Source organism: Streptomyces sp. NPDC088387 (assembly GCF_044753385.1).
GTDB lineage: Bacteria > Actinomycetota > Actinomycetes > Streptomycetales > Streptomycetaceae > Streptomyces.
Window position 1 is genome coordinate 244,374 of sequence record NZ_JBIVNC010000009.1, and the last position, 23,216, is coordinate 267,589.

The 23,216-nt window shown below is 71.4% G+C and carries 18 protein-coding genes; 5 read left to right on the forward strand and 13 right to left on the reverse strand.

All coding sequences use genetic code 11. The annotated features are described in order from the left end of the window. Positions 1-21: 21 nt before the first annotated feature. Positions 22-912 (reverse strand): DUF4429 domain-containing protein, encoded by an 891-nt coding sequence (locus ACIQAC_RS24805; RefSeq protein ID WP_402194220.1) that lies wholly within the window; start codon positions 910-912, stop codon positions 22-24. A gap of 60 nt (positions 913-972) precedes the next feature. Here ACIQAC_RS24805 and ACIQAC_RS24810 point away from each other — a divergent pair, with 60 nt between their 5' ends. Next, on the forward strand, positions 973-2,580 hold the full coding sequence (locus ACIQAC_RS24810) for a beta-N-acetylhexosaminidase (protein ID WP_402194222.1): 1,608 nt from the start codon (positions 973-975) through the stop codon (positions 2,578-2,580). Between the two features lie 80 nt (positions 2,581-2,660). On the opposite strand, the gene ACIQAC_RS24815 is transcribed toward ACIQAC_RS24810, so the two are convergent. From ACIQAC_RS24815 to ACIQAC_RS24860, 10 genes are all read right to left on the reverse strand, one after another. Continuing rightward, on the reverse strand, positions 2,661-4,433 hold the full coding sequence (locus ACIQAC_RS24815) for an IucA/IucC family protein (protein WP_402194224.1): 1,773 nt from the start codon (positions 4,431-4,433) through the stop codon (positions 2,661-2,663). Continuing rightward, entirely contained in the window at positions 4,430-4,984 is a 555-nt protein-coding gene (locus ACIQAC_RS24820; protein WP_402194226.1) for a GNAT family N-acetyltransferase, read from the reverse strand. The genes ACIQAC_RS24815 and ACIQAC_RS24820 overlap by 4 nt, the downstream gene beginning before the upstream one ends. Continuing rightward, a complete protein-coding gene (locus ACIQAC_RS24825) occupies positions 4,981-6,273 on the reverse strand; it encodes a lysine N(6)-hydroxylase/L-ornithine N(5)-oxygenase family protein (RefSeq protein ID WP_402194227.1) in 1,293 nt (430 codons plus the stop codon). The genes ACIQAC_RS24820 and ACIQAC_RS24825 overlap by 4 nt, the downstream gene beginning before the upstream one ends. Beyond that, a complete protein-coding gene (gene desA, locus ACIQAC_RS24830; protein WP_402194228.1) occupies positions 6,257-7,699 on the reverse strand; it encodes a lysine decarboxylase DesA in 1,443 nt (480 codons plus the stop codon). The genes ACIQAC_RS24825 and desA overlap by 17 nt, the downstream gene beginning before the upstream one ends. 176 nt (positions 7,700-7,875) lie before the next feature. Beyond that, on the reverse strand, positions 7,876-8,778 hold the full coding sequence (locus ACIQAC_RS24835) for a siderophore-interacting protein (protein ID WP_402194229.1): 903 nt from the start codon (positions 8,776-8,778) through the stop codon (positions 7,876-7,878). A 122-nt stretch (positions 8,779-8,900) separates the two neighbouring features. Then, positions 8,901-9,947, reverse strand: a complete 1,047-nt coding sequence (locus tag ACIQAC_RS24840) for an ABC transporter substrate-binding protein (RefSeq protein WP_402194231.1) — start codon at positions 9,945-9,947, stop codon at positions 8,901-8,903. A 133-nt stretch (positions 9,948-10,080) separates the two neighbouring features. Continuing rightward, positions 10,081-11,241, reverse strand: a complete 1,161-nt coding sequence (locus tag ACIQAC_RS24845; RefSeq protein WP_402194233.1) for an acyl-CoA dehydrogenase family protein — start codon at positions 11,239-11,241, stop codon at positions 10,081-10,083. A gap of 5 nt (positions 11,242-11,246) precedes the next feature. Beyond that, positions 11,247-12,218 (reverse strand): hydroxymethylglutaryl-CoA lyase, encoded by a 972-nt coding sequence (locus tag ACIQAC_RS24850; RefSeq protein WP_402194234.1) that lies wholly within the window; start codon positions 12,216-12,218, stop codon positions 11,247-11,249. After that, positions 12,215-14,215, reverse strand: a complete 2,001-nt coding sequence (locus ACIQAC_RS24855) for an acetyl/propionyl/methylcrotonyl-CoA carboxylase subunit alpha (RefSeq protein ID WP_402194235.1) — start codon at positions 14,213-14,215, stop codon at positions 12,215-12,217. Before ACIQAC_RS24855 ends, ACIQAC_RS24850 begins: the two co-directional genes overlap by 4 nt. A gap of 64 nt (positions 14,216-14,279) precedes the next feature. Continuing rightward, complete coding sequence (locus ACIQAC_RS24860) at positions 14,280-15,896, reverse strand: carboxyl transferase domain-containing protein (RefSeq protein ID WP_402194236.1); 1,617 nt, start codon at positions 15,894-15,896, stop codon at positions 14,280-14,282. 87 nt (positions 15,897-15,983) lie between these two features. On the opposite strand from ACIQAC_RS24860, the gene ACIQAC_RS24865 reads away from it, so the two are divergent. The 4 genes from ACIQAC_RS24865 (at position 15,984) to ACIQAC_RS24880 (ending at position 20,459) form a co-directional block, all read left to right on the forward strand. Continuing rightward, positions 15,984-16,592, forward strand: coding sequence for a TetR/AcrR family transcriptional regulator (locus ACIQAC_RS24865; RefSeq protein WP_402194238.1), 609 nt, complete (start codon positions 15,984-15,986; stop codon positions 16,590-16,592). Positions 16,593-16,897: 305 nt separating this feature from the next. Continuing rightward, the gene (locus ACIQAC_RS24870) at positions 16,898-18,055 is read left to right on the forward strand and encodes an acyl-CoA dehydrogenase family protein (RefSeq protein WP_402194240.1); all 1,158 of its coding nucleotides are present in this window, start codon (positions 16,898-16,900) and stop codon (positions 18,053-18,055) included. Positions 18,056-18,105: 50 nt separating this feature from the next. Then, positions 18,106-18,972, forward strand: coding sequence for an acyl-CoA thioesterase (locus ACIQAC_RS24875; protein WP_402194242.1), 867 nt, complete (start codon positions 18,106-18,108; stop codon positions 18,970-18,972). Positions 18,973-19,535: 563 nt separating this feature from the next. Then, positions 19,536-20,459 (forward strand): cation diffusion facilitator family transporter, encoded by a 924-nt coding sequence (locus tag ACIQAC_RS24880; protein WP_402194486.1) that lies wholly within the window; start codon positions 19,536-19,538, stop codon positions 20,457-20,459. A 68-nt stretch (positions 20,460-20,527) separates the two neighbouring features. Here ACIQAC_RS24880 and ACIQAC_RS24885 read toward each other — a convergent pair whose 3' ends face one another. Then, positions 20,528-21,316: a phosphatase gene (locus ACIQAC_RS24885; RefSeq protein ID WP_402194243.1), complete on the reverse strand. Its 789-nt coding sequence runs from the start codon at positions 21,314-21,316 to the stop codon at positions 20,528-20,530. 71 nt (positions 21,317-21,387) lie between these two features. After that, positions 21,388-23,112 carry a helix-turn-helix domain-containing protein gene (locus ACIQAC_RS24890; protein ID WP_402194245.1) on the reverse strand — a complete coding sequence of 575 codons (1,725 nt, stop codon included), beginning with the start codon at positions 23,110-23,112 and terminating at the stop codon, positions 21,388-21,390. Between the last annotated feature and the right edge of the window lie 104 nt (positions 23,113-23,216).

Here is a 23,216-nt window from a genome sequence, read left to right on the forward strand (position 1 = left end):
CCGTCCCAAGGCGGGCGGTCCTCACATCCGTTTGAGGACCGCCTGCTTGGCCAGCGCGAACTCCTCGTCCGTCAGCACCCCCGAGCGGTGCAGCTCGCCCAGCTCCCGCAGCCGCCGCAGCAGCGCGTCGTGGTCGTCCTCGGCGGCGGTGACCGCGGCCGGCGTGGTCCCCTCGGTGAGCTGCGGGCGGGCCGCCCCGGCCGCCGCGGGCGCCGCCGGATGCGCGAGCCGGGCCTGTACGGCCGCCGCGATCAGGGCCATCAGCGGATCCCGCTTGAACCCCCACAGCTCCACGGAGTTGGGGTCGTACTTCGGCGGGGCCTTCGTCGGCGCGCCGCGCACGGTGAACCGCAGATAGCCGTTCTCCAGGCCCGCCGCCGGATGCCACTCCACGGCCGTGATGTCACCGACGCCGATCGTCCGGGTCCCGGCGGCGGCCTTCGCCTCCTCCGTCTTCCAGTTCCACTCCAGACGCACCTGGTCGCCGTCGAAGCTCGCCGTCGCGTCCCCGGCCGCCGCGGACAGCGGCACCGCCGGGCCCGGCAGCAGATAGGTGTCCACCGGATCGCTCGGCACCTGGTCGAGCAGCAGCGCGTTGCGGACCTCGTCCACGAAGTACTCGGCGACCCCGTACCGGTCCGCCTCCACCACCAGCTGATACGGGTCGTGCGGCTCCGACAGCCGGCCGCCTGTCGCGTGCAGCAGGGGATCGGCGCCGTCCCGCAGCCGCAGCCTGAGCCGCCCCGACTTGCGGCCCTGCTCGACGGAGACGCCCGCCAACGCGCCCAGGGGCACGACGAGTTCGCCCAGTGTCCTGCGCAGCAGGCCGACGGACTTGTCCCGGCCGGGCGTCAGGCGCAGCGCGTCACCGTCGAAGTCCCAAGTGCCGTCCTTCTGGATGATTTCCGCCATGAGAGGGATTGTTTCATCCGGCTCGCGGGAGAGTGGTGGGTCACAAGGAAGGGATCGCCTGTGAACCAGCACCGCAGAACGTTCCGCCTTCTGGGTTCCCTGCTGCTCGTCGCCGCGGTGGGCACCTCACTCACCGCAGCCGCCCCGGCGGCCCCGGGCGCGAGCGACACCGTCCCCCTCGACCGCGTCGTCCCGGCCCCCGCCTCCGTCACCCCGGGCGGCACGCCGTACCGCATCACCGACACCACCGCCATCCGCACCGACGGCTCCCCGGACGTCCGCGAGGTCGCCGACCAGCTCGCCGACGTGCTGCGGCCCTCCACCGGCTACCGGCTGCCCGTCACCACGACCGGCTCGGGCGGCATCCAGCTGCGCCTCGCCGAGGGTCCGTACGGCGACGAGGGCTACCGGCTCGACAGCGGCAGCGGCGGTGTCACCCTCACCGCCCGGCGGCCCGCCGGCCTCTTCCACGGGGTGCAGACCCTGCGCCAGCTCCTCCCGGCCGCCGTGGAGCGGGACTCCGTGCAGCCGGGCCCCTGGCAGGTGGCGGGCGGCACCATCGAGGACACCCCGCGCTACGGCTGGCGGGGCGCGATGCTCGACGTCTCCCGGCACTTCTTCGGGGTCGCCGAAGTCAAGCGCTACATCGACCAGTTGGCGCTCTACAAGTTCAACAAGCTGCATCTGCACCTCAGCGACGACCAGGGCTGGCGGATCGCCGTCGACTCCTGGCCGCGCCTGGCGACCTACGGCGGCTCCACCGAGGTCGGCGGCGGCCCCGGCGGTCACTACACCAAGGACGACTACCGGCAGATCGTCCAGTACGCCGCCTCCCGGCACCTGGAGGTCGTCCCCGAGATCGACATGCCGGGCCACACCAACGTGGCCCTCGCCTCGTACGCCGAGCTCAACTGCGACGGCGTCGCGCCCCCGCTCTACACCGGCACCCAGGTCGGCTTCAGCTCCCTGTGTGTGCCGAAGGAGATCACGTACGACTTCGTGGACGACGTGGTGCGGGAGATCGCGGCGCTGACCCCCGGCCGCTATCTGCACATCGGCGGCGACGAGGCGCACTCGACCAGCCACGAGGACTTCGTGGCGTTCATGTCCCGGGTGCAGCCGGTGGTCGCCGAGTACGGCAAGACAGTGGTGGGTTGGCACCAGCTGGCCGGTGCGGCGCCCGCGCCGGGGGCCGTGGTGCAGTACTGGGGGCTGGACGGCACCAGTGCGGCGGAGAAGGAACGGGTCGCCGCGGCGGCGCGTGCCGGGGCGGGTGTGGTGCTGTCGCCGGCCGACCGGGTCTATCTCGACATGAAGTACAACGCCTCGACCCCGCTCGGGCTCACCTGGGCCGGATACGTCGAGGTGCGGCGGTCCTACGACTGGGATCCCGGTGCCTATCTCGCGGGTGTGCCGGCGTCCGCCGTGCGCGGGGTCGAGGCCCCGCTGTGGACCGAGACCCTGGGGGACTCCGGGCAACTGGAGTTCATGGCGTTCCCCCGGCTGCCGGGAGTCGCCGAACTGGGCTGGTCGCCCGCCCGTACCCACGACTGGGCGGACTACCGGACGCGGCTCGCCGCCCAGGCCGCCCGCTGGGACGCCCTGGGGATCCGCTACTACCGGTCCACCCAGGTGCCCTGGCCCGCGGGGACGTCCCGGGCGGGCTGAGCCGCCGCGTCCGCGTGGACGGAGACGGCGACGGGCACCCCGGGGGACCGTACCCCGGGGTGCCCGTCTGTTCCTGGGGGTCAGAACCCCGCGAGGGGGTTCTGGAGGGTGCCGACGAGCTGGAGGGCGCCGGCCGGGTCCGCGAGGTCGACCATCTGCCTGTTGTCGCGCAGCTGGAGACGGTTGAGGCAGGACAGGGCGAACTCGGGCGCGAACATGTCGTACTGCTTGAACTTGTCGGCGAGTTCGGGCATCGAGTCCTGGTACTCGCGGGTGATGTCCGCGACCGTCCGCCAGAAGTCGTCCTCCTCCAGGATTCCCTCCGCCGCCAGGTTCGCGGCGAGGAAACGGAAGAAGCAGTCGAAGACGTCCGTGAAGATCGACAGGAGTTTCTTGTCCTCCGGGACCTCCACGCGCAGCCGCTCCACCGTCGGCGGCAGCACCGCGTCCGGGTCCATGACGGCGATCTCCTCGGCGATGTCCTTGTAGATCGCGCGCTGCACGGCGCCGTCCTTCAGGACCAGGATGACGTTCTCGCCGTGCGGCATGAACACCAGGTCGTAGGCGTAGAAGCTGTGCAGCAGCGGGGTGAAGTACGCCTTCAGATACCGGCGCAGCCACTCCTGCGGGGTGAGTCCGGACCGGGCGATCAGCGCGCCCGCGAACGAGGCGCCCTCGTGGTCGACATGGACCAGGGAGGCCATGGTGGCGAGGGACTCGCCCTCGCGCAGCGCCCCGACCGGGCTCTCGCGCCACAGCGCGGCCAGCATCTTGCGGTACGGCGAGTAGCGGTCGGTGGCCCGCTCGTACTCCAGGTGCCGGTAGCCCACGGCCGCGCGCTCGCGGATGATCGACAGGCCGGTCCGCCTGAGCACCGGGTCGCCCTCGATGAGCTGTGCGAGCCAGTCGTTGATGGCCGGGGTCGCCTCCATGTAGGCGGCGGACAGGCCGCGCATGAAGCCCATGTTGAGGACGGACAGGGCCGTCTTCACGTAGTGCTTGTCGGGGGCGGAGGTGTTGAAGAAGGTCCGGATGGACTGCTGGGCGAGGTACTCGTCGTCGCCCTCGCCGAGGCAGACCAGATGCCGCTGGGCGATCTCGGCGGCGAAGGTGACGCTGAGCTTGTTCCACCACTGCCAGGGGTGGACGGGGATGAGCAGGAAGTCGTCCGGGTCCAGGTCCTGGGCGCGCAGCACGTCGTCGAACCGCTCGACGGTCTCCTTGCCCAGCTCGTCGCGGACGAACGACTCGTACTCGATGCCGACGCCCGCGGTGAACGCGGCGCGGGAGCGGTGGGCCGCGAGCCACACCAGGCGGACCGGGCTCGCCGTCTCGGGGGCGTACGAGAGGTACTCGTGGACGCCGAAGCCGAGCCGGCCGTTGTTGGCCACGAAGCAGGGGTGGCCCTCGGTCATGCCGGTCTCGATGTCCTGGAAGGAGCTTTTCGCCAGCTCGGCGACCGGGATCTGCGGCTTGGTCAGTTTGAAGCAGGTGCCGGAGAGGGTGGAGGAGATCTCCTCCAGGTAGACCGGCAGGATCTCGTCGCTCAGGCCCAGGGTCTGCTTCAGCTCGATGAAGAAGTCCAGTGCGGCGAGCGGGAGTTGGGTGCCCTCGCGGTGCCGGGTGATGGAGTCCGCGTCGATCTGCCAGTGGTCGAGGGCACGGCGGACGGCGGTGAAGCGGTACTGCGTGAGCCCGTCGTCACCGCGGACGACGTACGTGCCGTCGTCGGAGGTCGCCGGTGCGAGCAGCCGCTCGTGGGCGAACTCGGCGAGGGCTTTGCGGATCAGGAGGCGGTTGGCCCGCGCCCAGCGGTGGGGGGACAGATGCGCCACGGCGTCGGACAAGGTCATACGGCGACTCCTCGGGAAGCCGGACTGTGCGTGCTCAGGAACTGTTGGCGGGTGCAGAAGCTCAGCAGGGCACGCTTCTCCGGCTTGTCGATCTCGCGCTCGGGGACGAAGCCCACGGTCGCGTTCAGGGCGTGTACGGCGGTGTTGGTGACGTCGGGCTCGACGACGACCCGGCGGGTGCGCGGGTCGGCGAACAGCTCGGTCATGACGGCGGTGATGACGGCCCGGGTGAATCCGTGCACCGGCCGGTCGGTGGGGGCGACCAGGAAGTGCATACCGACGTCACCGGGTTCCGGCTCGTAGAGGCCGGTCAGTTCGACGTACCGGGGGTCGTAGTGCTCCATCAGGAACGCCGGTTCGCCGTTGTGCAGGCCGAGGAAGGCGTGGTGGTGCTCGTGGGCGGCGATCCGCATGTACTCGCGCTCGACGTCCTGGAGCCGGGCGTCCCGCATCATCCAGAACCCCGCCTTGGGGTGGGTCACCCAGCCGTGCAGCAGCTCGGCGTCCCGGAGCGGATCGAGCGGGCGGAAGCTGAACGTACCGATGCTCATACGGCGAACTCCTGGAAGGCGATGGTCTTCTCGACCGGGTAGTACTCGGTGCCGAGCAGCTCGCGGATGATGCAGCTGTTGCGGTACGCGCCCATGCCCAGGTCCGGGGACGTGATGCTGTGGGTGTGCACACCGGCGTTCTGGAGGAAGATCCCGCGGCCGGTGACGTCGATCGCGTAGTTGCGGGCGATGTCGAAGTTGCCCTGCGAGTCGCGCAGCAGCCGGTCGCCGACGGGCCCCAGGAACTCGGGCTCGGCGTAGCGGTATCCGGTCGCGAGGACCAGGCCCTGCGAGTCCAGCGCGAAGTCCTTCTCCTGCTCCTCCTGGCGGAAGTCCAGCGTGTACGTGCCGTTGACGTACGAGGCACCGGTGAGCGCGGAGTTGGTGATCAGCCGGGTGGGCACCGGGCCGGCCAGGTTCTTCTGGTAGAGCAGGTCGAAGATCTCGTTGATGAGATCGCCGTCGATGCCCTTGAACAGGCCCTTCTGCTGGTTCGTGAGGCGGTAGCGGGTCTGCTCCGGCAGCTCACGGAAGTAGTCGATGTACTCCGGGGAGGTCATCTCCAGGGTGAGTTTGGTGTACTCCAGCGGGAAGAACCGGGGCGAGCGCGTCACCCAGTTCAGCCGGTAGCCGTGTACGTCGATCTCGCTGAGCAGGTCGTAGTAGATCTCGGCGGCGGACTGACCGCTGCCGACCAGCGTGATCGACTCCTTCTTCTGCAACTCCGCCTTGTGCCGCATGTACTGGGAGTTGTGCAGGTAGTCGCCGTCGAGGTCGCGGCAGGCCTCGGGGACGTACGGCGGGGTGCCGGTGCCCAGGACCAGGCGCCGGGCGCGGAACTCGTCACCGGCCGCGGTCCGGACGGCGTACAGCCCGGCCCCCTCGTCGTACGTCACCTCGGTGACCGTGGTGCCGAAGCGGATGCTGGTCAGTTTGCTCGCGGCCCAGCGGCAGTAGTCGTCGTACTCGACGCGCAGCGGGTAGAAGTTCTCGCGGATGTAGAACGAGTAGAGCCGGCCGCGCTCCTTCAGATAGCTGAGGAAGGAGTACGGGGACGTCGGGTCGGCGAGGGTGACCAGGTCCGACATGAACGGCGTCTGGAGATGGGCGCCTTCGAGGAACATCCCGGCGTGCCACTCGAAGTCCGGCTTGGACTCCAGGAAGACACCGTCGAGTCCGTCGATGGGCTCGGTCAGACAGGCGAGCCCGAGGTTGAAGGGCCCGAGCCCGATCCCGACGAAGTCGTAGGTCTCTTTCGTGGCACCGGTGGCTTCAGGAAGCGCGGTCAAGGGACTCTCCAAGGTACTGCTCGGCGTGGCCGGCGATCAGGTCGAGGACGGCGGCGATGTCGGACACCCGCGTCTCGGGGTTGAGCAACGTGAACTTCAGGTAGTGGCGGGCGCCCACCTTGGTGCCCGCGACGACGGCCTCGCCGGAGGCGAACAGGGCCTTGCGGGCGTAGAGGTTGGCGCGGTCGATCTCGGACGGGTCGGTGACCGCGGCCGGGATGTAGCGGAAGACCAGGGTGGACAGGCTCGGCGCGACCACCACGTCGTAGCGCGGGTCGGCGGCGAGCAGCTTCCAGCCCTCCTCGGCCAGGTCGCAGACCTCGTCGAAGAGGCCGCCGATGCCGTCGGCGCCCATCGTGCGCAGGGTCATCCAGAGCTTGAGGGCGTCGAAGCGGCGGGTGGTCTGGAGGGACTTGTCCACCTGGTTGGGGATACGTTCCTGCACCATCCGGCGGGGGTTCAGGTACTCCGCGTGGTAGGTGGCGTGGCGCAGCGTCGCCGCGTCCTTGACCAGCAGGGCCGACGAACTCACCGGCTGGAAGAAGGACTTGTGGTAGTCGACGGTGACCGAGTCGGCGCGCTCGATGCCGTCGAGCAGCGCGCGGCGGGTGACCGAGGCGAGCAGTCCGCAGCCGTAGGCGGCGTCGACGTGCATCCAGGTGCCGTACTGGGCGCACAGCTCGGCGATCTCGGGCAGCGGGTCGATGGACCCGAAGTCGGTGGTGCCGGCGGTGGCGACGACGGCCATGGGGACGAGACCGGCCTTCTTGCAGCGCTCCAGCTCCCGGGCCAGCGCGACGGTCTGCATCCGCTTGTTGTGGTCGACGGGGACGGAGACCACCGCGTCCTGGCCGAGGCCGAGCAGTTTCGCCGACTTCTTCACGCTGAAGTGGCTGACGTCGGAGGCGAAGATGCGCAGTTTGGCCGCGGAGTTGCTTTTGGCCTCCTCGCGGGCGAGCAGCAGCGCCTGGAGGTTGGACTGGCTGCCGCCGGAGGTGAAGACACCGTCGGCGGCGGGGCCGAGGCCGGCCCGCTGGGTGGTCCAGTCGATGAGCTTGCGCTCGATGAGGGTGCCGCCGGCCGACTGGTCCCAGGTGTCCAGGGAGGAGTTGACGGCGGACAGGACCGCTTCGCCGAGCACGGCCGGGATGACGACCGGGCAGTTGAGGTGGGCGAGATAGCGGGGGTGGTGGAAGTAGATCGCGTCCCGGAGGTAGACGTCCTCCAGTTCGTCGAGGACCGCGCCGGTGTCGTGCAGCGGCTGGTCCAGGTCGATCTGCTCGATGCGGGGGGCGAGGGCGTCGACCGTGACGCCGGTGAACGGCCGTTCCGTGGTGGCGAGTCTGGTCGCCACCCGCTCCACTCCCTCGGTCACGGAGCGGCGGTACTGCTCCGCGGTCGTGTCATTGAGCAGGTGCGAGCGCATGTGGGGGTCCTCCGGTGGGACTTGGGGGGACTTGGGAGTACTTGGGGGACGGAAGGGAGGCGGAACCTCGGCTTCAACTTAGGTTAGCCTAACCTAAGTAACGGGACGCGGGGCAAGCCTCTGCCGTAACGTCCGTCACACTCAGCGAAGTTGTGGTGTCACGCAGTGGACACGGCTCAGTCGCCCTGCTCGCGCAGCTGCTCCTCGGAGAGCCCCTGGCGCCAGTAGCCGACGAAGGTCACCCGTCTGCGGTCGATGCCGCGCTCCTGGACGAAGACCCGGCGCAGCCGCTTCACACAGCCGGACTCGCCGGCGATCCAGACGTACGGGTGCTCCGCGGGCGGCAGTTGGGCCTCGCGCAGGGCGCCGAGAGCCATGGGGGAGATCTCGGCGCCGTCCTGCACCAGCCAGGTGATCTCCGCGTCCGCGTCGGTCACCAGGTCCTGGATGTCCCCGGCGTCGCGCACCTCCAGCCACACCCGGGCGGCCAGCCCGGCGGGCAGTGTCTCAAGGATGGCGGCGACGGCCGGCAGCGCGGTCTCGTCGCCCCACAGGACCACGAGGTCGGTGTCCCGCGGCGGCCGGAACCGGATGGCCCGGTTGTCCTCGACGGCCGGCCCGAGCAGCAGCACCCGGTCACCGGCGGCGGCGTCCGCGGCCCACCGCGAGGCGGGCCCGGCGGGCACGGCGGCACCGGGCTCGACCCCGTGCAGCACGAAGTCGATGTCGATCTCGTACGTTGCCCCCGCCGCGTCCGTACGCAGCGACCGCAGCGTGTACGACCGCATGACGGCCCGTACGTCGTCCGGCAACTCCCGCCACCCCTGCCACCACCCTCCCCCACTCTCGGCTTCGCTCGAGCGGGGGGACCCCCATCCGAGCTCGACGGGCACGGCCGGCTCTTCCTGCCCCGGGTGCGGCAGGAAGAGCGACAGCGACTGGTCACGTCCGTGGGAGTGGAAGTCCCGCAGCTCGTCCCCGCCGAAGCAGATCCGCACGAGCGAGGGCCCGAGCCGCAGGGTTCTCACGACATGCAGGGCGAAGAACCGGAAGGGGGAGACCGTGGCGGCGGTGGGCATGGGGGGTTCCTCGATCGGCGTCGACTTCTCGGCCGGCGGGGGGATCGGCCGGCTTCAGGGGCGCGGGGAACTGCGCGATCAACCACGAACGACCCGCGCCTTCCCCCGCGCGTCAGCCAAGCTCAGCTGACCTTCTTGGCCTTCTCCAACGCCTCCGCAAGAGCGGTGAGCGCAGGCTCGCACTTGTCGTACGACAGGATCGGCTCGGTGTCCCGGGGAATGACCTGCCCCGCCTTCACCGCAGGCAACTGCTTCCACGTGCCCTCAGTGATGTCGGCAGGCTGAATCGCCGACGTCCGGTTGTCCATCATGATGACGTCCGCCGCGTACTTGTCGACGTTCTCCCAGCTCAGCGACTCGAACCAGCCACCGTCGTCCTTCGCGGACTCGGGCGGCTCGACGAAGTTCACGCCCAGCGACTTGAAGTACTCCAGGTCGGCGGAGAGATTGGTGCCGGACACGTAGAAGATGTCCTGACTGGCGGAGCCGACCAGCACCTTGATGTCGGGCTTCGCCTTGGCGGCGGCCCGCAGCCGCGCCGCCGCGTCCTCGAACCGCTTCTTCGCGTCGGCCGCCTTGGCCGACGTCACATCCGCGCCGAGCGACTTCGCGAGCTCGACCATGCGCTCCAGCGGCTGGGTGAGCAGGCGGTCGTAGACGGAGATGCCGACGCTCGGGGCACCGACGGCGAGGATCTTGTCCTTGGACTCCTCGGGGACGTACCAGAGCGTGCCCTGGTCGTCGAACATCGTGGAGATCAGCGCGTCCGGCGCGAGCGAGGCGTACTGCTCGATGTTGAACTTGCCCCACTCGTTGCCCAGGTTGGTGACCTTGGTGATGTCGAGGTCGCCGGCCTGCACGTCGGGCTTGCCGTCCGCGGTCTCGGTCGGGCCGAAGACGCCCTTGACCGTGACGCCGTAGTCGTGGAGGGCGGCGGCGACTCCGATGAAGGCGACGATGCTGGACGGCACCTTGTCGGCCTTGGCGGTCTCACCGCGGTCGTCCTTGAACGTCCACGGACCGGACGCCTTCGCGGAGGCCGTCGAGTCCGAGCCACCGCTTTTCGCGTCGTCGCCCCCGCACGCGGCGAGCACGGAACCGAGGCCGAGGGCGCCGCCGGCGGCGAGGATGCCGCGGCGGGTGAGGTGGGTGGCACGGGCGTTGGACATGAGGGTGACTGCTTTCGAACAGGGCGGAGCGCCCGCCGGACAATTCGAAGATAGGTTAGCCTAACCTCACATGATGTCCAGGGGGCGGCCCCCTGTGAATCCCAACCGCGAGCCACCCGTCACCCGGGATGTCTCAGCTCGTGAGCCCCAACTCTCGTGCAATCAACATCCTTTGTACCTCGCTGGTCCCCTCGCCGATCTCCAGGATCTTGGAGTCCCGCCACATCCGGGCCACCGGGTACTCGTTCATAAAGCCGTACCCTCCGTGGATCTGGGTGGCCTCCCGGGCGTTGTCGACCGCGATCGTCGACGAGTGCAGCTTGGCGAGGGCCGCCTCCTTCTTGAAGGGCTCACCGGCCACCAGACGGTACGCGGCGTCGCGCCAGGCGAGCCGGGCCGTGTACGCCCGCATCTCCATGTCCGCGATCTTGAACTGGATCGCCTGGTACCCGCCGATCGCCCGGCCGAAGGCGTGCCGCTCCTTCGCGTACTTCACCGACTCGTCCACACAGCCCTGGGCGAGCCCCGTCGCGAGTGCCGCGATGGCGATCCGGCCCTCGTCGAGGATCCGCAGGAACTGGGCGTAGCCGCGGCCCTGCTCACCCAGCAGGTTGGCCCGCGGGACGCGGACGTCCGCGAAGGAGAGCTCACGGGTGTCCGAGGCGTTCCACCCGACCTTCGAGTAGGGCGCCGCGACCGTGAAGCCCGGGGTGCCCGACGGGACGATGATCGCGGAGATCAGCGGCCTGCCGTCCGGCTTGCGGCCGGTGACCGCGGTGACCGTGACCAGACCCGTGATGTCCGTGCCGGAGTTGGTGATGAAGCACTTGGTGCCGTTGATCACCCATTCGCCGGTGCTCTCGTCCAGCCGGGCCGTGGTGCGGGTCGCGCCCGCGTCCGAGCCGCCGTCGGGCTCGGTCAGACCGAAGGCGCCGAGCAGCTCGCCGGAGCAGAGCCGGGGCAGCCACTCGCGCTTCTGCTCCTCCGTGCCGAACAGATGCAGCGGCATCGCGCCGAGCGAGACACCCGCCTCCAGCGTGATGGCGACCGAGGAGTCCACCCGGGCCAGCTCCTCCAGGGCCACGCCCAGGGCGAGATAGTCGCCGCCCATCCCGCCGTACTCCTCCGGGAAGGGCAGGCCGAACAGGCCCATGCGGCCCATCTCGCGGACGATCTCGTAGGGGAACTCGTGCCGCTCGTAGTAGTCGCCGATCTTCGGGGCGACGACGTCGTGGGCGAACTCCTCGACCGTGCGGCGGAGTTCTTCCAGTTCGGGGGAGAGTCGGTGATTCATCTGGCTCACTGCTCCTGCTGGTCCTGGGCCCGGTCTTCGTGGGACAGGGCTCTGACGGTGCGGGACGGGCTGGGGCGGCCCAGACGGGTGGCCATCCACGCGCTGGTGGCGGTGAGCAGGCCGAGATCCACCCCGGTCTCGATGCCGAGTCCGCGGAGCATCCACACGAGGTCTTCGGTGGCGAGGTTGCCCGTGGCGGACCTGGCGAACGGGCAGCCGCCGAGGCCGCCCGCGGAGGCGTCGACGGTGCTGACGCCGTGCTGGAGCGCGGCCAGGGTGTTGGCGAGCGCCTGGCCGTAGGTGTCGTGGAAGTGCACGCCGATCGCCGACGTGGGCACCCCTTCCTCGTTGAGCTCGGCCAGCAGGTCCTGGACGTGGGCCGGGGTCGCCACCCCGATCGTGTCGCCGAGGCTCAGCTCGTCGCAGCCCATGTCCATCAGGGCCTTGCTGACCCGGACCACCTGGTGGATCGGGACCGGGCCCTCCCACGGGTCGCCGAAGCACATCGAGAGATAGCCGCGGACGTGCATCCTGTCCGCCTTGGCCCGCGCCACCACCGGGTCGAACACGGCGAGCGCCTCGTCGACCGTGCGGTTGAGGTTGGCCTTGGCGAAGGACTCCGTCGCGCTGGCGAAGACGGCGACCCGGCGGGCGCCGAGGGCCAGCGCACGGTCAAGCCCGCGTCCGTTCGGCACGAGGACCGGCAGCCGGACCCCGTCCAGGTCGCCGAGCATCGGGAACAGCTGCTCGGCGTCGGCCAGTTGGGGCACCCACTTCGGGTGGACGAAGCTCGTCGCCTCGATCGTGGTCAGCCCGGCCGCGGCCAGCCGGTGGATGAACTCCGCCTTGATCTCCGTCGGTACGGTCGCCTTCTCGTTCTGTAGACCGTCCCGTGCGCCGACCTCGTGGATACGGACACGCGCGGGCAGACCCGCGGCCGGTACGACCATCGGGAGGCCCAGCTCCGGGGTGCTCATACCGTCTCCTCCTCGGCGGGCGCGACGACCGCGAGGACCTGGTCCATGGCGACCGTCGTGCCGGGTGTGACATCGAGTTCGGCGACCGTGCCCGCGTGCGGGGCGGAGATGACGTGCTCCATCTTCATCGCCTCCACGACCAGCAGGCTCTGCCCGGCGCTCACCGTGTCGCCGACGGCGACCTTCACCACGGTCACCGTGCCGGGCATCGGCGCGGTCAGCGAGCCGGCACCGCCGTGCCCGGCGCCGGTCAGGGACGCGGCCACCGGATCGTGGTCGCGCACCTGCCAGGCGTCGGCGTCCCGGCCGATCCAGTCGCCCGCGCGGTGGAAGCTGTGGGCCACACCGTCCAGCAGGAACGCGCACCGCGGCTCCGCCGCCCGCGGCAGGGTTGCCGTCAGCGGTGCCGCGGCGCCGGGCAGCAGCACCTCGGCCCCGCCGTCCCGGCCGGCTCGGACGCCGACCGCGACCGGGCTGTGTCCCGGCGCCAGCAGATGGTGTACCGTCCAGGCCGGCTCGCCGCCGAGCCGCCAGCCGTCCGGCACGGAGAACGGGTCGACCCAGCCGGAGCCGCCGTCGGGCCGCAGACCGGCCTGCCGCAGCAGCGCCGCCGCCGCGTACACCTCGTCCGGCACCCCGGTCGCGACCAGACCGTCCGCCTCCCGCTCCACCAGGCCGGTGTCCAGCTCGCCCGCGACCACCGCCGGATGCGCGAGGAGCCGGCGCAGGAACCCGGCGTTGGTCTGCACCCCCAGCGTGACCGTCCCGGCGAGGGCCGACCGCAGCCCGCGCAGGGCGCTCGCGCGGTCCGGGCCGTACGCGATCACCTTGGAGAGCATCGAATCGTAGAGACTGCCCACCTCGGTGCCCTCGCTCAGGCCCGAGTCGGTGCGGACGCCGTCGCCCTGCGGCTCGCGGAGCAGCAGCACCGTGCCGCCGGTCGGCAGGAACCCGCGCGCCCCCTCTTTGACGGATACGGTCTCCGCGCAGATCCGGGCCTCGATCGCATGCCCGGTGAGCGTGATGTCGTCCTGCCCGAAGGGCAGCGGCTCGCCGGCCGCGACCCGCAGCTGCCACTCCACCAGATCCAGACCCGTGACCAGCTCGGTCACCGGGTGCTCCACCTGGAGGCGGGTGTTCATCTCCATGAAGTAGTACGAGGACGGGTCGCCGCCCGGCACGATGAACTCCACCGTCCCCGCGCCCCGGTACCCGCACGAGCGGGCCGCCTGCACGGCCGCCTCGCCCATCGCGGCCCGTGTCGCCTCGTCGAGCAGGACCGACGGCGCCTCCTCGACGACCTTCTGGTGGCGGCGCTGGAGGGAGCACTCGCGCTCACCGAGGTGCACGACATTGCCGTGCGCGTCCGCCAGGACCTGGATCTCGATGTGCCGGGGCCGGTCGACCCACCGCTCGACGAGGAGCGTGTCGTCGCCGAAGGAGGCGCGGGCCTCGCGGCGGGCGGCCGCGATCTCGTCGTCCAGCAGGGCCAGGTCCCGGACCAGCCGCATGCCCTTGCCGCCGCCGCCCGCGGACGGCTTGAGCAGCACCGGTGCGCCCAACGCGCGGGCGGCCTCGGCGAGTTCGGGGTCACGGCCGCCCGGCACCACCGGCACCCCGGCCGCGCTCACCGTCTCCTTGGCGCGGATCTTGTCGCCCATCAGCGCGATCGCGTCGGCGGGCGGTCCGATGAAGACGAGCCCGGCGTCGGCGCAGGCCCGCGCGAAGGCCGCGTTCTCCGCGAGGAAGCCGTAGCCGGGGTGGACGGCTTGGGCGCCCGAGCGGGCCGCCGCCGCCAGGATCCGCTCGGCCGACAGATAGCTCTCGCCCGCCGGCGCCGGACCGATCCGTACCGCCGTGTCGGCCTCGCGGACATGGCGGGCGTCGGCGTCGGCGTCCGAGAAGACGGCGACCGAACGCACACCCAGCGCGCGCAGGGTGCGGATCACGCGTACGGCGATCTCACCGCGGTTGGCGACGAGCACGGTGTCGAACATCGTGGACTTCCTTGCTGCCTCGGGCATGTCGGGGGGCGTTGGGAGGGGGCGTGGTGGGCACGCCTCACATGCGGAAGACGCCGAACCGGGGGTCACCCAGGGGCGCGTTGGCGCACGCGGTCAGGGCCAGGCCCAGGACCTGCCGGGTCTCCAGCGGGTCGATGACGCCGTCGTCCCAGAGCCGGGCGGTCGCGTAGTAGGCGTTCCCCTGATGCTCGTACTGCGCGCGGATCGGGGCCTTGAAGGCGTCCTCGTCGTCCGTCGGCCAGGTCTCGCCGCGGCCCTCCAGCTGGTCGCGCTTGACGGTGGCCAGCACGGAGGCGGCCTGCTCGCCGCCCATGACGGAGATCTTGGCGTTGGGCCACATCCACAGGAAACGAGGGGAGTAGGCCCGGCCGCACATCGAGTAGTTGCCCGCGCCGTAGGAACCGCCGACCACGACCGTCAGCTTCGGCACACGCGTGGTGGCGACGGCGGTGACCATCTTGGCGCCGTGCTTGGCGATACCGCCGGCCTCGTAGTCCTTGCCGACCATGAACCCCGAGATGTTCTGGAGGAACACCAGGGGGATGCCGCGCTGGTCGCACAGCTCGATGAAGTGGGCGCCCTTCTGGGCGGACTCGGAGAACAGGATGCCGTTGTTCGCGACGATGCCGACCGGGTGGCCGTGGATCCGCGCGAACCCGGTGACCAGGGTCTGCCCGAACTCGGGCTTGAACTCGGCGAAGCGGGAGCCGTCGACGACCCGGGCGACGACCTCCCGGACGTCGTAGGGCGTGCGCGGGTCGGCGGGCACCGCGCCGTAGAGCCCGAAGGGGTCGACCTTGGGCTCGGTGGCGGGTGTCACCGCCCAGGGGAGCGGCCCGCGCGGAGGGACGGTCGCGACGATGTCCCGCACGATCCGCAGCGCGTGCGCGTCGTCCTCGGCGAGATGGTCGGTGACCCCGGACACACGCGCGTGCACGTCACCGCCGCCCAGCTCCTCGGCGGTGACGACCTCGCCGGTGGCCGCCTTCACCAGCGGGGGGCCGCCCAGGAAGATCGTGCCCTGGTTGCGGACGATGACCGCCTCGTCGCTCATCGCCGGGACGTACGCCCCGCCCGCCGTGCACGAGCCGAGGACCGCGGCGATCTGCGGGATCCCGGCGGCCGACATCCGCGCCTGGTTGAAGAAGATCCGTCCGAAGTGGTCCCGGTCGGGGAAGACCTCGTCCTGCATCGGCAGGAAGGCGCCCCCCGAGTCGACGAGATAGACGCAGGGCAGGCGGTTGTCGAGGGCCACCTCCTGGGCGCGCAGGTGCTTCTTCACCGTCATCGGGTAGTACGTCCCGCCCTTGACGGTCGCGTCGTTGGCCACGACGACGCACTCGCGCCCCGCGACCCGCCCGATCCCGGCGATCACACCGGCGGCCGGTGCCTGTCCCTCGTACATCCCGTCGGCCGCGAGCGGTGCCAGCTCCAGGAACGGCGAGCCCGGGTCGAGCAGGGTGTCCACGCGGTCCCGCGGCAGCAGCTTGCCGCGCGCGGTGTGCCGGGCGCGGGCCTTCTCCCCGCCGCCGAGCCGGGCCGCGGCCAGCTTGCTGTGCAGCTCCTCGACCAGCGCGCGATGTGCCGTCTCGTTGGCCCGCCAGGCCTCCGATGCGGGGTCTGCCGCACTGGTCAGCTCCGGTGCCTGGTCCATCCCGCGAGCCCCCTCACCTTGTTAATGAGCGTTAACGCATTTCCTCCAGGTTAACGACCGCTAACCTCCCTGTCTAGAATTACCGGCATGGCCATCAGAACCGACGCCCCCACCCGGCGCGAGCAGATCCTCAAGGAGGCGGCCCGGCTCTTCGCCGAGCGTGGCTTCCACGGTGTGGGAGTGGACGAGATAGGTGCCGCGGTCGGGATCAGCGGACCCGGTCTGTACCGGCACTTCCCCGGCAAGGACGCGATGCTCGCCGAGCTGCTGGTGGGGATCAGCGGGCAGCTGCTGACCGGGGCGAAGCGGCGGGTGCAGGAGGCGGGGGAGGGGTGTGCGCCGGGGGACGTGCTCGACTCGCTCATCGAGGGGCACATCGACTTCGCGCTCGACGACCGGCCGCTCATTACGTTGCACGACCGGGAGCTGGATCGGTTGCGGGACAGTGACCGGAAGCTGGTGCGGCAGTTGCAGCGGCAGTATGTGGAGTTGTGGGTGGGGGTGGTGCGGGAGCTCTATCCCGAGCTGGCGGAGCCCGCGGCGCGCTCCGCTGTGCACTCGGTGTTCGGGCTGCTGAACTCCACGCCTCATCTGGGGCGGCGTGGGTCCCTGCCGGGGCGGGGGGCTACGGCGGAGCTGTTGCATCGGATGGCGCGGGGGGCGTTCGCCGCGGCGGAGTCGCCCGAGCTGGGCTGAGCGGGGGGCTTTCCTCGCCCCCGCCGCCCCTACCCGTCCCGGTCACTCTCGGGGGCTCCGCCCCCGGGCACCCGCTCCTCAAACGCCGGAGGGGCTGAAATTTCGCCCACCCGGCTGGAATCGGTCGGGGTGAGAGTGACGAGCGTTACGGGGGGAAGGCCCTGGACGGGCGTTCGTACTCGCCGGTACCTTTGATGAGCAAGCGCTTAGCCAAGCGGGCCTCAACCATCAATTGAGCAACCCACACGGCGAGCAACCACGTACGCGAGAGCGGCGCCGGTTTAGGCGCAGAGGAGGTGCCGGCGGTGCGCCGTACGGTGTTCAACGAGGATCACGAGGCGTTCCGGGAGACCCTTCGCGCCTTCATCGAGGCCGAGGTCGTGCCCGTCTACGACGAGTGGTTCGCCGCCGGCCAGGCGCCGCGCGACTTCTACTACAAGCTCGCCGAGCTGGGCGTCTTCGGTATCCGCGTGGACGAGGAGTACGGCGGCGCCGGCATCGACTCGTACAAGTTCGAGGCCGTCCTGTACGAGGAGACCGCCCGCGCGGGTGTGTCCTTCGGCGGCTCCGGCGTGCATGTGCTGCTCGGACTGCCGTACATCAAGATGCTCGCCACCGACGAGCAGAAGAAGCGTTTCCTGCCGAAGTTCGTCTCCGGCGAGGAGATGTGGGCGATCGCGATGACCGAGCCGGGCACCGGCTCCGACCTCGCGGGCATGAAGACCACCGCCAGGCTCAGCGAGGACGGCACGCACTACGTCCTCAACGGCTCGAAGACCTTCATCACCGGCGGTGTGCACGCCGACCGCATGATCGTCTGTGCCCGCACCGCCGCGCCCACCGCCGACGACCGCCGCCACGGCATCTCCCTGTTCGTCGTGGACACCAAGGCCGAGGGCTACTCGGTCGGCCGCAAGCTGGACAAGCTCGGTCTGAAGACCTCCGACACCGCCGAGCTGGCGTTCGTCGACGTGAAGGTCCCGGCCGAGGACCTGCTCGGCGAGGAGAACAAGGGCTTCTCCTACCTTGGCCACAACCTCGCCTCCGAGCGCTGGGGCATCGCCTACGGCGCGTACGCGCAGGCCAAGGCGGCCGTCCGGTTCGCCAAGCAGTACGTGCAGGAGCGGGTCGTCTTCGGCAAGCCGGTCGCGCACTTCCAGAACACCAAGTTCGAACTGGCCGCCTGCCAGGCCGAGGTGGACGCCGCCGAGGCCGTCGCCGACCGCGCCACGGAGGCCCTGGACGCGGGCGAGCTGACCCCGGCCGAGGCCGCCAGCGCCAAGCTGTTCTGCACCGAGGTCGCCCACCGGGTGATCGACCGCTGCCTCCAGCTGCACGGCGGCTACGGGTTCATGAACGAGTACCCGATCGCCCGCCTGTACGCGGACAACCGCGTGAACCGTATCTACGGCGGGACCAGCGAGATCATGAAGACGATCATCGCGAAGGACATGGGCCTGTAAGGACATGGGCCTGTAAGGTCCCCGCAATTACCGGCCGGTAGAAAAGGGCCATGAACGAGGCACTTCAGGATCTCCTCGATCTGCTCGACCTCGAGCAGATCGAGGAGGACATCTTCCGCGGCCAGTCCCGGTCCGCCGTCGTCCCGCGCGTCTTCGGCGGACAGGTCGCGGCCCAGGCGCTCGTGGCCGCCGGGCGTACGGTCCCCGAGGACCGGCTCGCCCACTCCCTGCACGCGTACTTCCTGCGCCCCGGCGATCCCGGCGCCCCCATCGTCTACACGGTCGACCGGATGAACGACGGGCGTTCCTTCACCGCCCGCCGGGTCCTCGCGGTCCAGCACGGCCAGCCGATCTTCGCGCTGTCCGCCTCCTTCCAGCGGTACGAGGAGGGCCTCGAACACCAGACGCCGATGCCGGCCGCCCCCGACCCGGAGCTGCTGCCCACCTCGGCCGAGCGGCTGAGCGGCTACGGCCATCTCGACCCGGGGGTCGTGCGGAAGTTCCTGGAGGCCCGTGACGCCGTGGATCTTCGGTACGTGGACGAACCGCCGTTCGGCAGGTTCGGCGAGCCGCGCGAACCGCACTCCCAGGTCTGGTTCCGCACCAACGGCAAGCTTGCCGACGACCCGCTGCTGCACGTCGTCCTCGCCACCTACGTCTCCGACATGACCCTGCTGGACTCGGTGCTGCTCGCGCACGGGCGCGGCGGCTGGGCCGTCGGTGACGTCGTCGGGGCCTCGCTGGACCACGCGATGTGGTTCCACCGCCCGTTCCGCGCCGACGAGTGGCTGCTCTACGACCAGGAGTCCCCGTCGGCCCACGGCGGCCGGGGACTCGGGCAGGCCCGGATCTACACCCAGGACGGCCGGCTTGCCGTGTCCGTGATCCAGGAGGGCGTGGTCCGCGTCCCTCGGTAACACTGAGGGACATGGCCCAACCCCCGAACGCCGAGCCCCCGAAGGCCGAGCCCGCGGACGCCGAGCCCTCGAACGCCGAGCCCGCGGACGCCGGAGGCGTGAACGCCGAGCCCTCGGACGCCGGACCCGTGAAGGCCGAAGCCGCGAAGGCCGAGCCCGCGGACGCCGGAGCCGTGAAGGCCGGAGCCGCGGACGGCGGACCCGTGAAGGCCGAGCCCTCGGACGCTGGACCCGTGAAGGCCGGAGCTGCGGAGGCCGGACCCGTGAAGGCCGAGCCCTCGGACGCCGAGCCCGTGAAGGCCGGAGCCGCGGACGCCGAAGCCGCGAAGGCCGAGCCCTCGGACGCCGAGCCCGTGAAGGCCGGAGCCGCGGACGCCGAAGCCGCGAAGGCCGAGCCCGCGGACGCCGGAGCCGCGGACGCCGGACCCGCGGACGCCGGACCCGCGCACGCCGGACCCGCGGACGCCGGAGCCGCGAAGGTCGGAGCCGCGCGTGCCGGAGCTGCGAACACCGGACCCCAGTACCCGCAGCCGGACGGTGGCGCCGGCGAGTCCACCTTCACCGTGCTCGTCGCCGCCGCGGCCAACCTCGGGATCGCCGTCGCCAAGGCCGTGGCCGGCGTGATCAGCGGTTCCAGCGCGATGCTGTCGGAGGCCGCGCACTCGGTCGCCGACACCGTCACCGAGCTGATGCTGCTCGTCGCCCTCAAACGCGGCGGGAAACCGGCCGACGAGGACCACCCCCTCGGCCACGGCGCCGAGCGCTACATCTGGGCCCTGCTCGCCGCCGTCGCCACCTTCGTCGGCGGTGCCGTCTTCTCCTTCTACGACGGGATCCACACCCTGGTCGAGGGCGAGGAACTCGGCGACCCGCTGGTGTCGTACATCGTCCTCGGTGTCGCGGTCCTCCTGGAGGGCTACTCGCTGCGCACCGGCGTACGCCAGGCGCGCGGCGAGGCGGCCAGGTTCGGGGTCCGGTTCCGGACGTATCTGCGGCACACCCCCGACACCGCCGTGAAGGCCGTCGTCCTGGAGGACACGGCCGCGCTGGCCGGACTCGTCCTCGCCGCCGGCGGCCTGCTCGGCGGACAGCTCACCGGCTCCGGTGTCTGGGACGGCCTCGCGTCGGTGCTCATCGGCACCCTGCTGCTCTACGTCGCCTGGGTGCTCGGCCGGTCCAACGCCGAACTGCTGATCGGGCGGGCGCTGCCGGTGCCGGTGCGGGAGCGGATCCGCGCCGAACTGCTCGCGGTGGAGCACATCGAGGCCGTACTGGAGTTGACGACGCTGGTGCAGGGCCCGCGCCAGGCGCTGGTCGCCGCCAAGGTCGACTTCCGGGACGTGGCGACGGCGGCGCAGGTCGAGTGGGCCTGCGAGACGGCCGAGCAGCGGCTGCGGGAGGCGTTCCCGGCGATCGGGCGGGTCTACCTCGACCCGACACCGGGGTACGCCCAGCGCCGGGAGGAGGGGCTCAACCCGTGGCCCTGACGCGCGCCGGCCGCCGGGGTCCAGGGGCAGGCGGCAGGGGTCGGGGTCAGGGGTCGGGTGTCCGGGGGTCAGCTCAGGCCGGCCTCGGACAGCAGGTACGCCGTCAGCGGGTCGTAGTAGCGGGGGCTGACCACGTGGTCGTCCAGCGGGACCGTCACCTGGACGGTGCCCTCGGCCTCCGCGAGGAACAGGGCCGGGTCGTTGCAGTCCGCGTAGCCGACGGAGTCGACGCCGTGCTGGCCCGCGTAGCCCGCCCAGCCGTGGTCGGCGACCACCAGGTCGGGCAGCGGGCGCGAGGAGCGCTCCAGGGCGGTCAGGATGGCCTTCATCGGCTCGCCCGAGTGGGTGTGCCACAGGGTCGCCCCGTGCTCCAGCATCGCCACGTCCGCGAACTGCATGACGTAGCCCTCCTCCGTCTGGAGGCCGTCCGGAATCACCACGATCTCGCAGCCCGCGGAGCGCAGGGCGGCGGCGGTCGCGCGGTGCACGTCGAGCAGGCCGCCGGGGTGGCCGGTGGCGAAGAGGACCCGCTGCTTGCCGTCGGCGGCCTTGCGCAGCCGCGCGGCCAGCCGGTCCAGGGCGGCGACGGTCAGCTCGGGGTCGATGGTGTCCTGTCCGTGCCGGTACTCCGGGTCGTCGTTGACGCCGACCCGCTCCGCCATCACGGCGAGCACGTCCTGCTCGTCGGTCCAGCGGTCGCCGAGCTCCAGGCCGAGCCAGAAGTTGCGTACGCCGTTGGAGAGCTGGCGGTAGTGGGAGAGGTTGTTCTCGCGCGGTGTGGCGACCTCGCCCGCGATACGGGTTCTGACGAGGTGGTCGACGAGTTCGGCGCGGCTGGGAGTCCCGGGTATCGGCATGGCTCCCATTGTGAGGCAGATCGCCGGGTGCCGTCCGCGACGTCCCGTTCCCTGGGACGTGTGTCACGCGATCACGGCTGCCGCAGCGCGAACCACAGCTCCATCCGTACGTCCGGGTCGTCCAGGTCCACGGCCAGCAGCGCGGCGCAGCGGGCGATGCGCTGCCGCACGGTGTTGCGGTGCACGGACAGCGCGACGGCCGTACGGTCCCAACTGCCGTGCAGGGACAGCCAGGTGCGCAGTGTCTCGGTGAGCGCGGGGGTGTCTGCGACCGGTGCGAGCAGGGTGCGGGCGTGTGCGGCGGCGTCGTCGTGCGGGACGAGGTCGGAGAGCGCGGGGCGGGTGCCGTGCCGGACCAGGGGGGTGCGGGTGGCGCGGGCTCGGGCCAGTGCGCGGGCGGCCTGGCCGTCGGCGGCGGGCCACTCCCGCGGGTCTACGGCGGCGCTGACGCCGAGGCTCCAGCCGGCCTGCGGATCGGGCTCGCGCCCGGCGTTCAGCAGGATCCGGACGGTGCCTCCGTCGAGGTCGACGAGCCCGGAGCCCAGCGCGGCCCCGAGACCGGCCGCGGCGACGGCGTCCGCGGGGCGGTTGTCGGGCCGCGCGTGGATGACGAGCCAGTGCCCGCCGTCGCCGGTGGTCCCGCTGCCCGTGCGGCCCGGTGGGGGCTGGTCGCGCCCACGCGGCGGAGCCGCAGATGTCACAGCCCCGCGCCCCTGGCGGCCGGGCAGCGGAGCCGCCTCGGCCGCCGCGGCGGTGGTTGTGCCTGCCTCGCTCGAGCCGCGGGCATGCGGGCCGCCTGGGGCGGCACGGGTGGGCGCGGGCGGTGCCCCGCCGGTACCGGGGTGTCCAGCCGACCCCTGCCGTGCCGGCACGCCGGGTCCTGCTTCACCGCTTCCCGCCAGTAGCGGTGCCACCGCTGCGGGCTCCGCGCCCAGCAGTAGGCGGACCAGGGCCGAGGAGCGGGCCGCCTCTGTGGCGTTCTGGTGTTCGCCGGTGAGGAGGGCGAGGAGGACCGCGGCCACCGAGGCGATCGTGTGGTCGGCGGGGGCCCGGCGGGGGGTGGCGATGCCGAGGACGAAGCCCTGGCCCGCGCCCAGCGCGTACGCGGCGAGCTGGGCGCCCGCGGCCGTGTCGGTGGCGGTGGTGGAGGAGCGGTGGGTGACGACCCGGGCCAGCTGGGCCAGCGCCGCGTCCGCGGCCTCCGCCGGAGGGCGCCCCGCCGCCGCGATCTCGGTGCCCTCCGGGCCGTACAGCACCGCCCGGCCGCCCACCCGCTGGGCCAGCTGGCGCAGTACGGACGGCACCGCGTCCGGCCGGGCCGCGGCGGCGGCGAGGCTCTGCTGGGCCTCCGTGACCCGGCGCAGTTCGGTGTGCCGGGCCTGCGCCATCAGCTGCCAGACCGCCCGGGCCACCGCGGCGAAGGTGGTCTGCGGGGGGACCTCCAGGAGTGGCAGGCCGTGCGCCTCGCAGGCCTCGACCAGCGCGCGCGGCACGGTGTCGTGCACCGGGGCCACCCCGAAGCCCAGCGCCGCGCCCCCCGCGGCGACGACCCGGCCGACGTAGGCGTCGAAGTACGTGCCCGAACCCACCGCGTCCGGGATGTGCACCCCGGCCGTCAGCAGCAGCTCGCCGCCCAGCAGATACGGATACGGGTCGGACATCTCCGAGGTGTGCGCCCCGTGCAGCACCGCACCCGGATCGGCGGGCCCGGCGATCTGCCGCAGGGCCAGGTCCTCACGGGCCAGCAGGGACGAGAGGGACACAGGGGGAGTGGGGGGAAGCGTGGGATCAGGCATGTGTGCGTTTCCTCCACCGAGGTCCGCTGGAATGGATGAAACGTACACTGTCGGGTCGCTTTTCAGCCACCTAGGGTCAACCCCCAGGCGCAAGGAAGGGAGGG

What these genes read in the sequence shown, in the direction of transcription:
- ACIQAC_RS24805 (WP_402194220.1), bottom strand. Translation starts at nt 912, where the DNA reads ATGGCGGAAATCATCCAGAAGGACGGCACTTGGGACTTCGACGGTGAC.
- ACIQAC_RS24815 (WP_402194224.1), bottom strand. Translation starts at nt 4,433, where the DNA reads ATGACCTTGTCCGACGCCGTGGCGCATCTGTCCCCCCACCGCTGGGCG.
- ACIQAC_RS24820 (WP_402194226.1), bottom strand. Translation starts at nt 4,984, where the DNA reads ATGAGCATCGGTACGTTCAGCTTCCGCCCGCTCGATCCGCTCCGGGAC.
- desA (WP_402194228.1), bottom strand. Translation starts at nt 7,699, where the DNA reads ATGCGCTCGCACCTGCTCAATGACACGACCGCGGAGCAGTACCGCCGC.
- ACIQAC_RS24835 (WP_402194229.1), bottom strand. Translation starts at nt 8,778, where the DNA reads ATGCCCACCGCCGCCACGGTCTCCCCCTTCCGGTTCTTCGCCCTGCAT.
- ACIQAC_RS24840 (WP_402194231.1), bottom strand. Translation starts at nt 9,947, where the DNA reads ATGTCCAACGCCCGTGCCACCCACCTCACCCGCCGCGGCATCCTCGCC.
- ACIQAC_RS24845 (WP_402194233.1), bottom strand. Translation starts at nt 11,241, where the DNA reads ATGAATCACCGACTCTCCCCCGAACTGGAAGAACTCCGCCGCACGGTC.
- ACIQAC_RS24850 (WP_402194234.1), bottom strand. Translation starts at nt 12,218, where the DNA reads ATGAGCACCCCGGAGCTGGGCCTCCCGATGGTCGTACCGGCCGCGGGT.
- ACIQAC_RS24855 (WP_402194235.1), bottom strand. Translation starts at nt 14,215, where the DNA reads ATGTTCGACACCGTGCTCGTCGCCAACCGCGGTGAGATCGCCGTACGC.
- ACIQAC_RS24860 (WP_402194236.1), bottom strand. Translation starts at nt 15,896, where the DNA reads ATGGACCAGGCACCGGAGCTGACCAGTGCGGCAGACCCCGCATCGGAG.
- ACIQAC_RS24865 (WP_402194238.1), top strand. Translation starts at nt 15,984, where the DNA reads ATGGCCATCAGAACCGACGCCCCCACCCGGCGCGAGCAGATCCTCAAG.
- ACIQAC_RS24875 (WP_402194242.1), top strand. Translation starts at nt 18,106, where the DNA reads ATGAACGAGGCACTTCAGGATCTCCTCGATCTGCTCGACCTCGAGCAG.
- ACIQAC_RS24885 (WP_402194243.1), bottom strand. Translation starts at nt 21,316, where the DNA reads ATGCCGATACCCGGGACTCCCAGCCGCGCCGAACTCGTCGACCACCTC.
- ACIQAC_RS24890 (WP_402194245.1), bottom strand. Translation starts at nt 23,112, where the DNA reads ATGCCTGATCCCACGCTTCCCCCCACTCCCCCTGTGTCCCTCTCGTCC.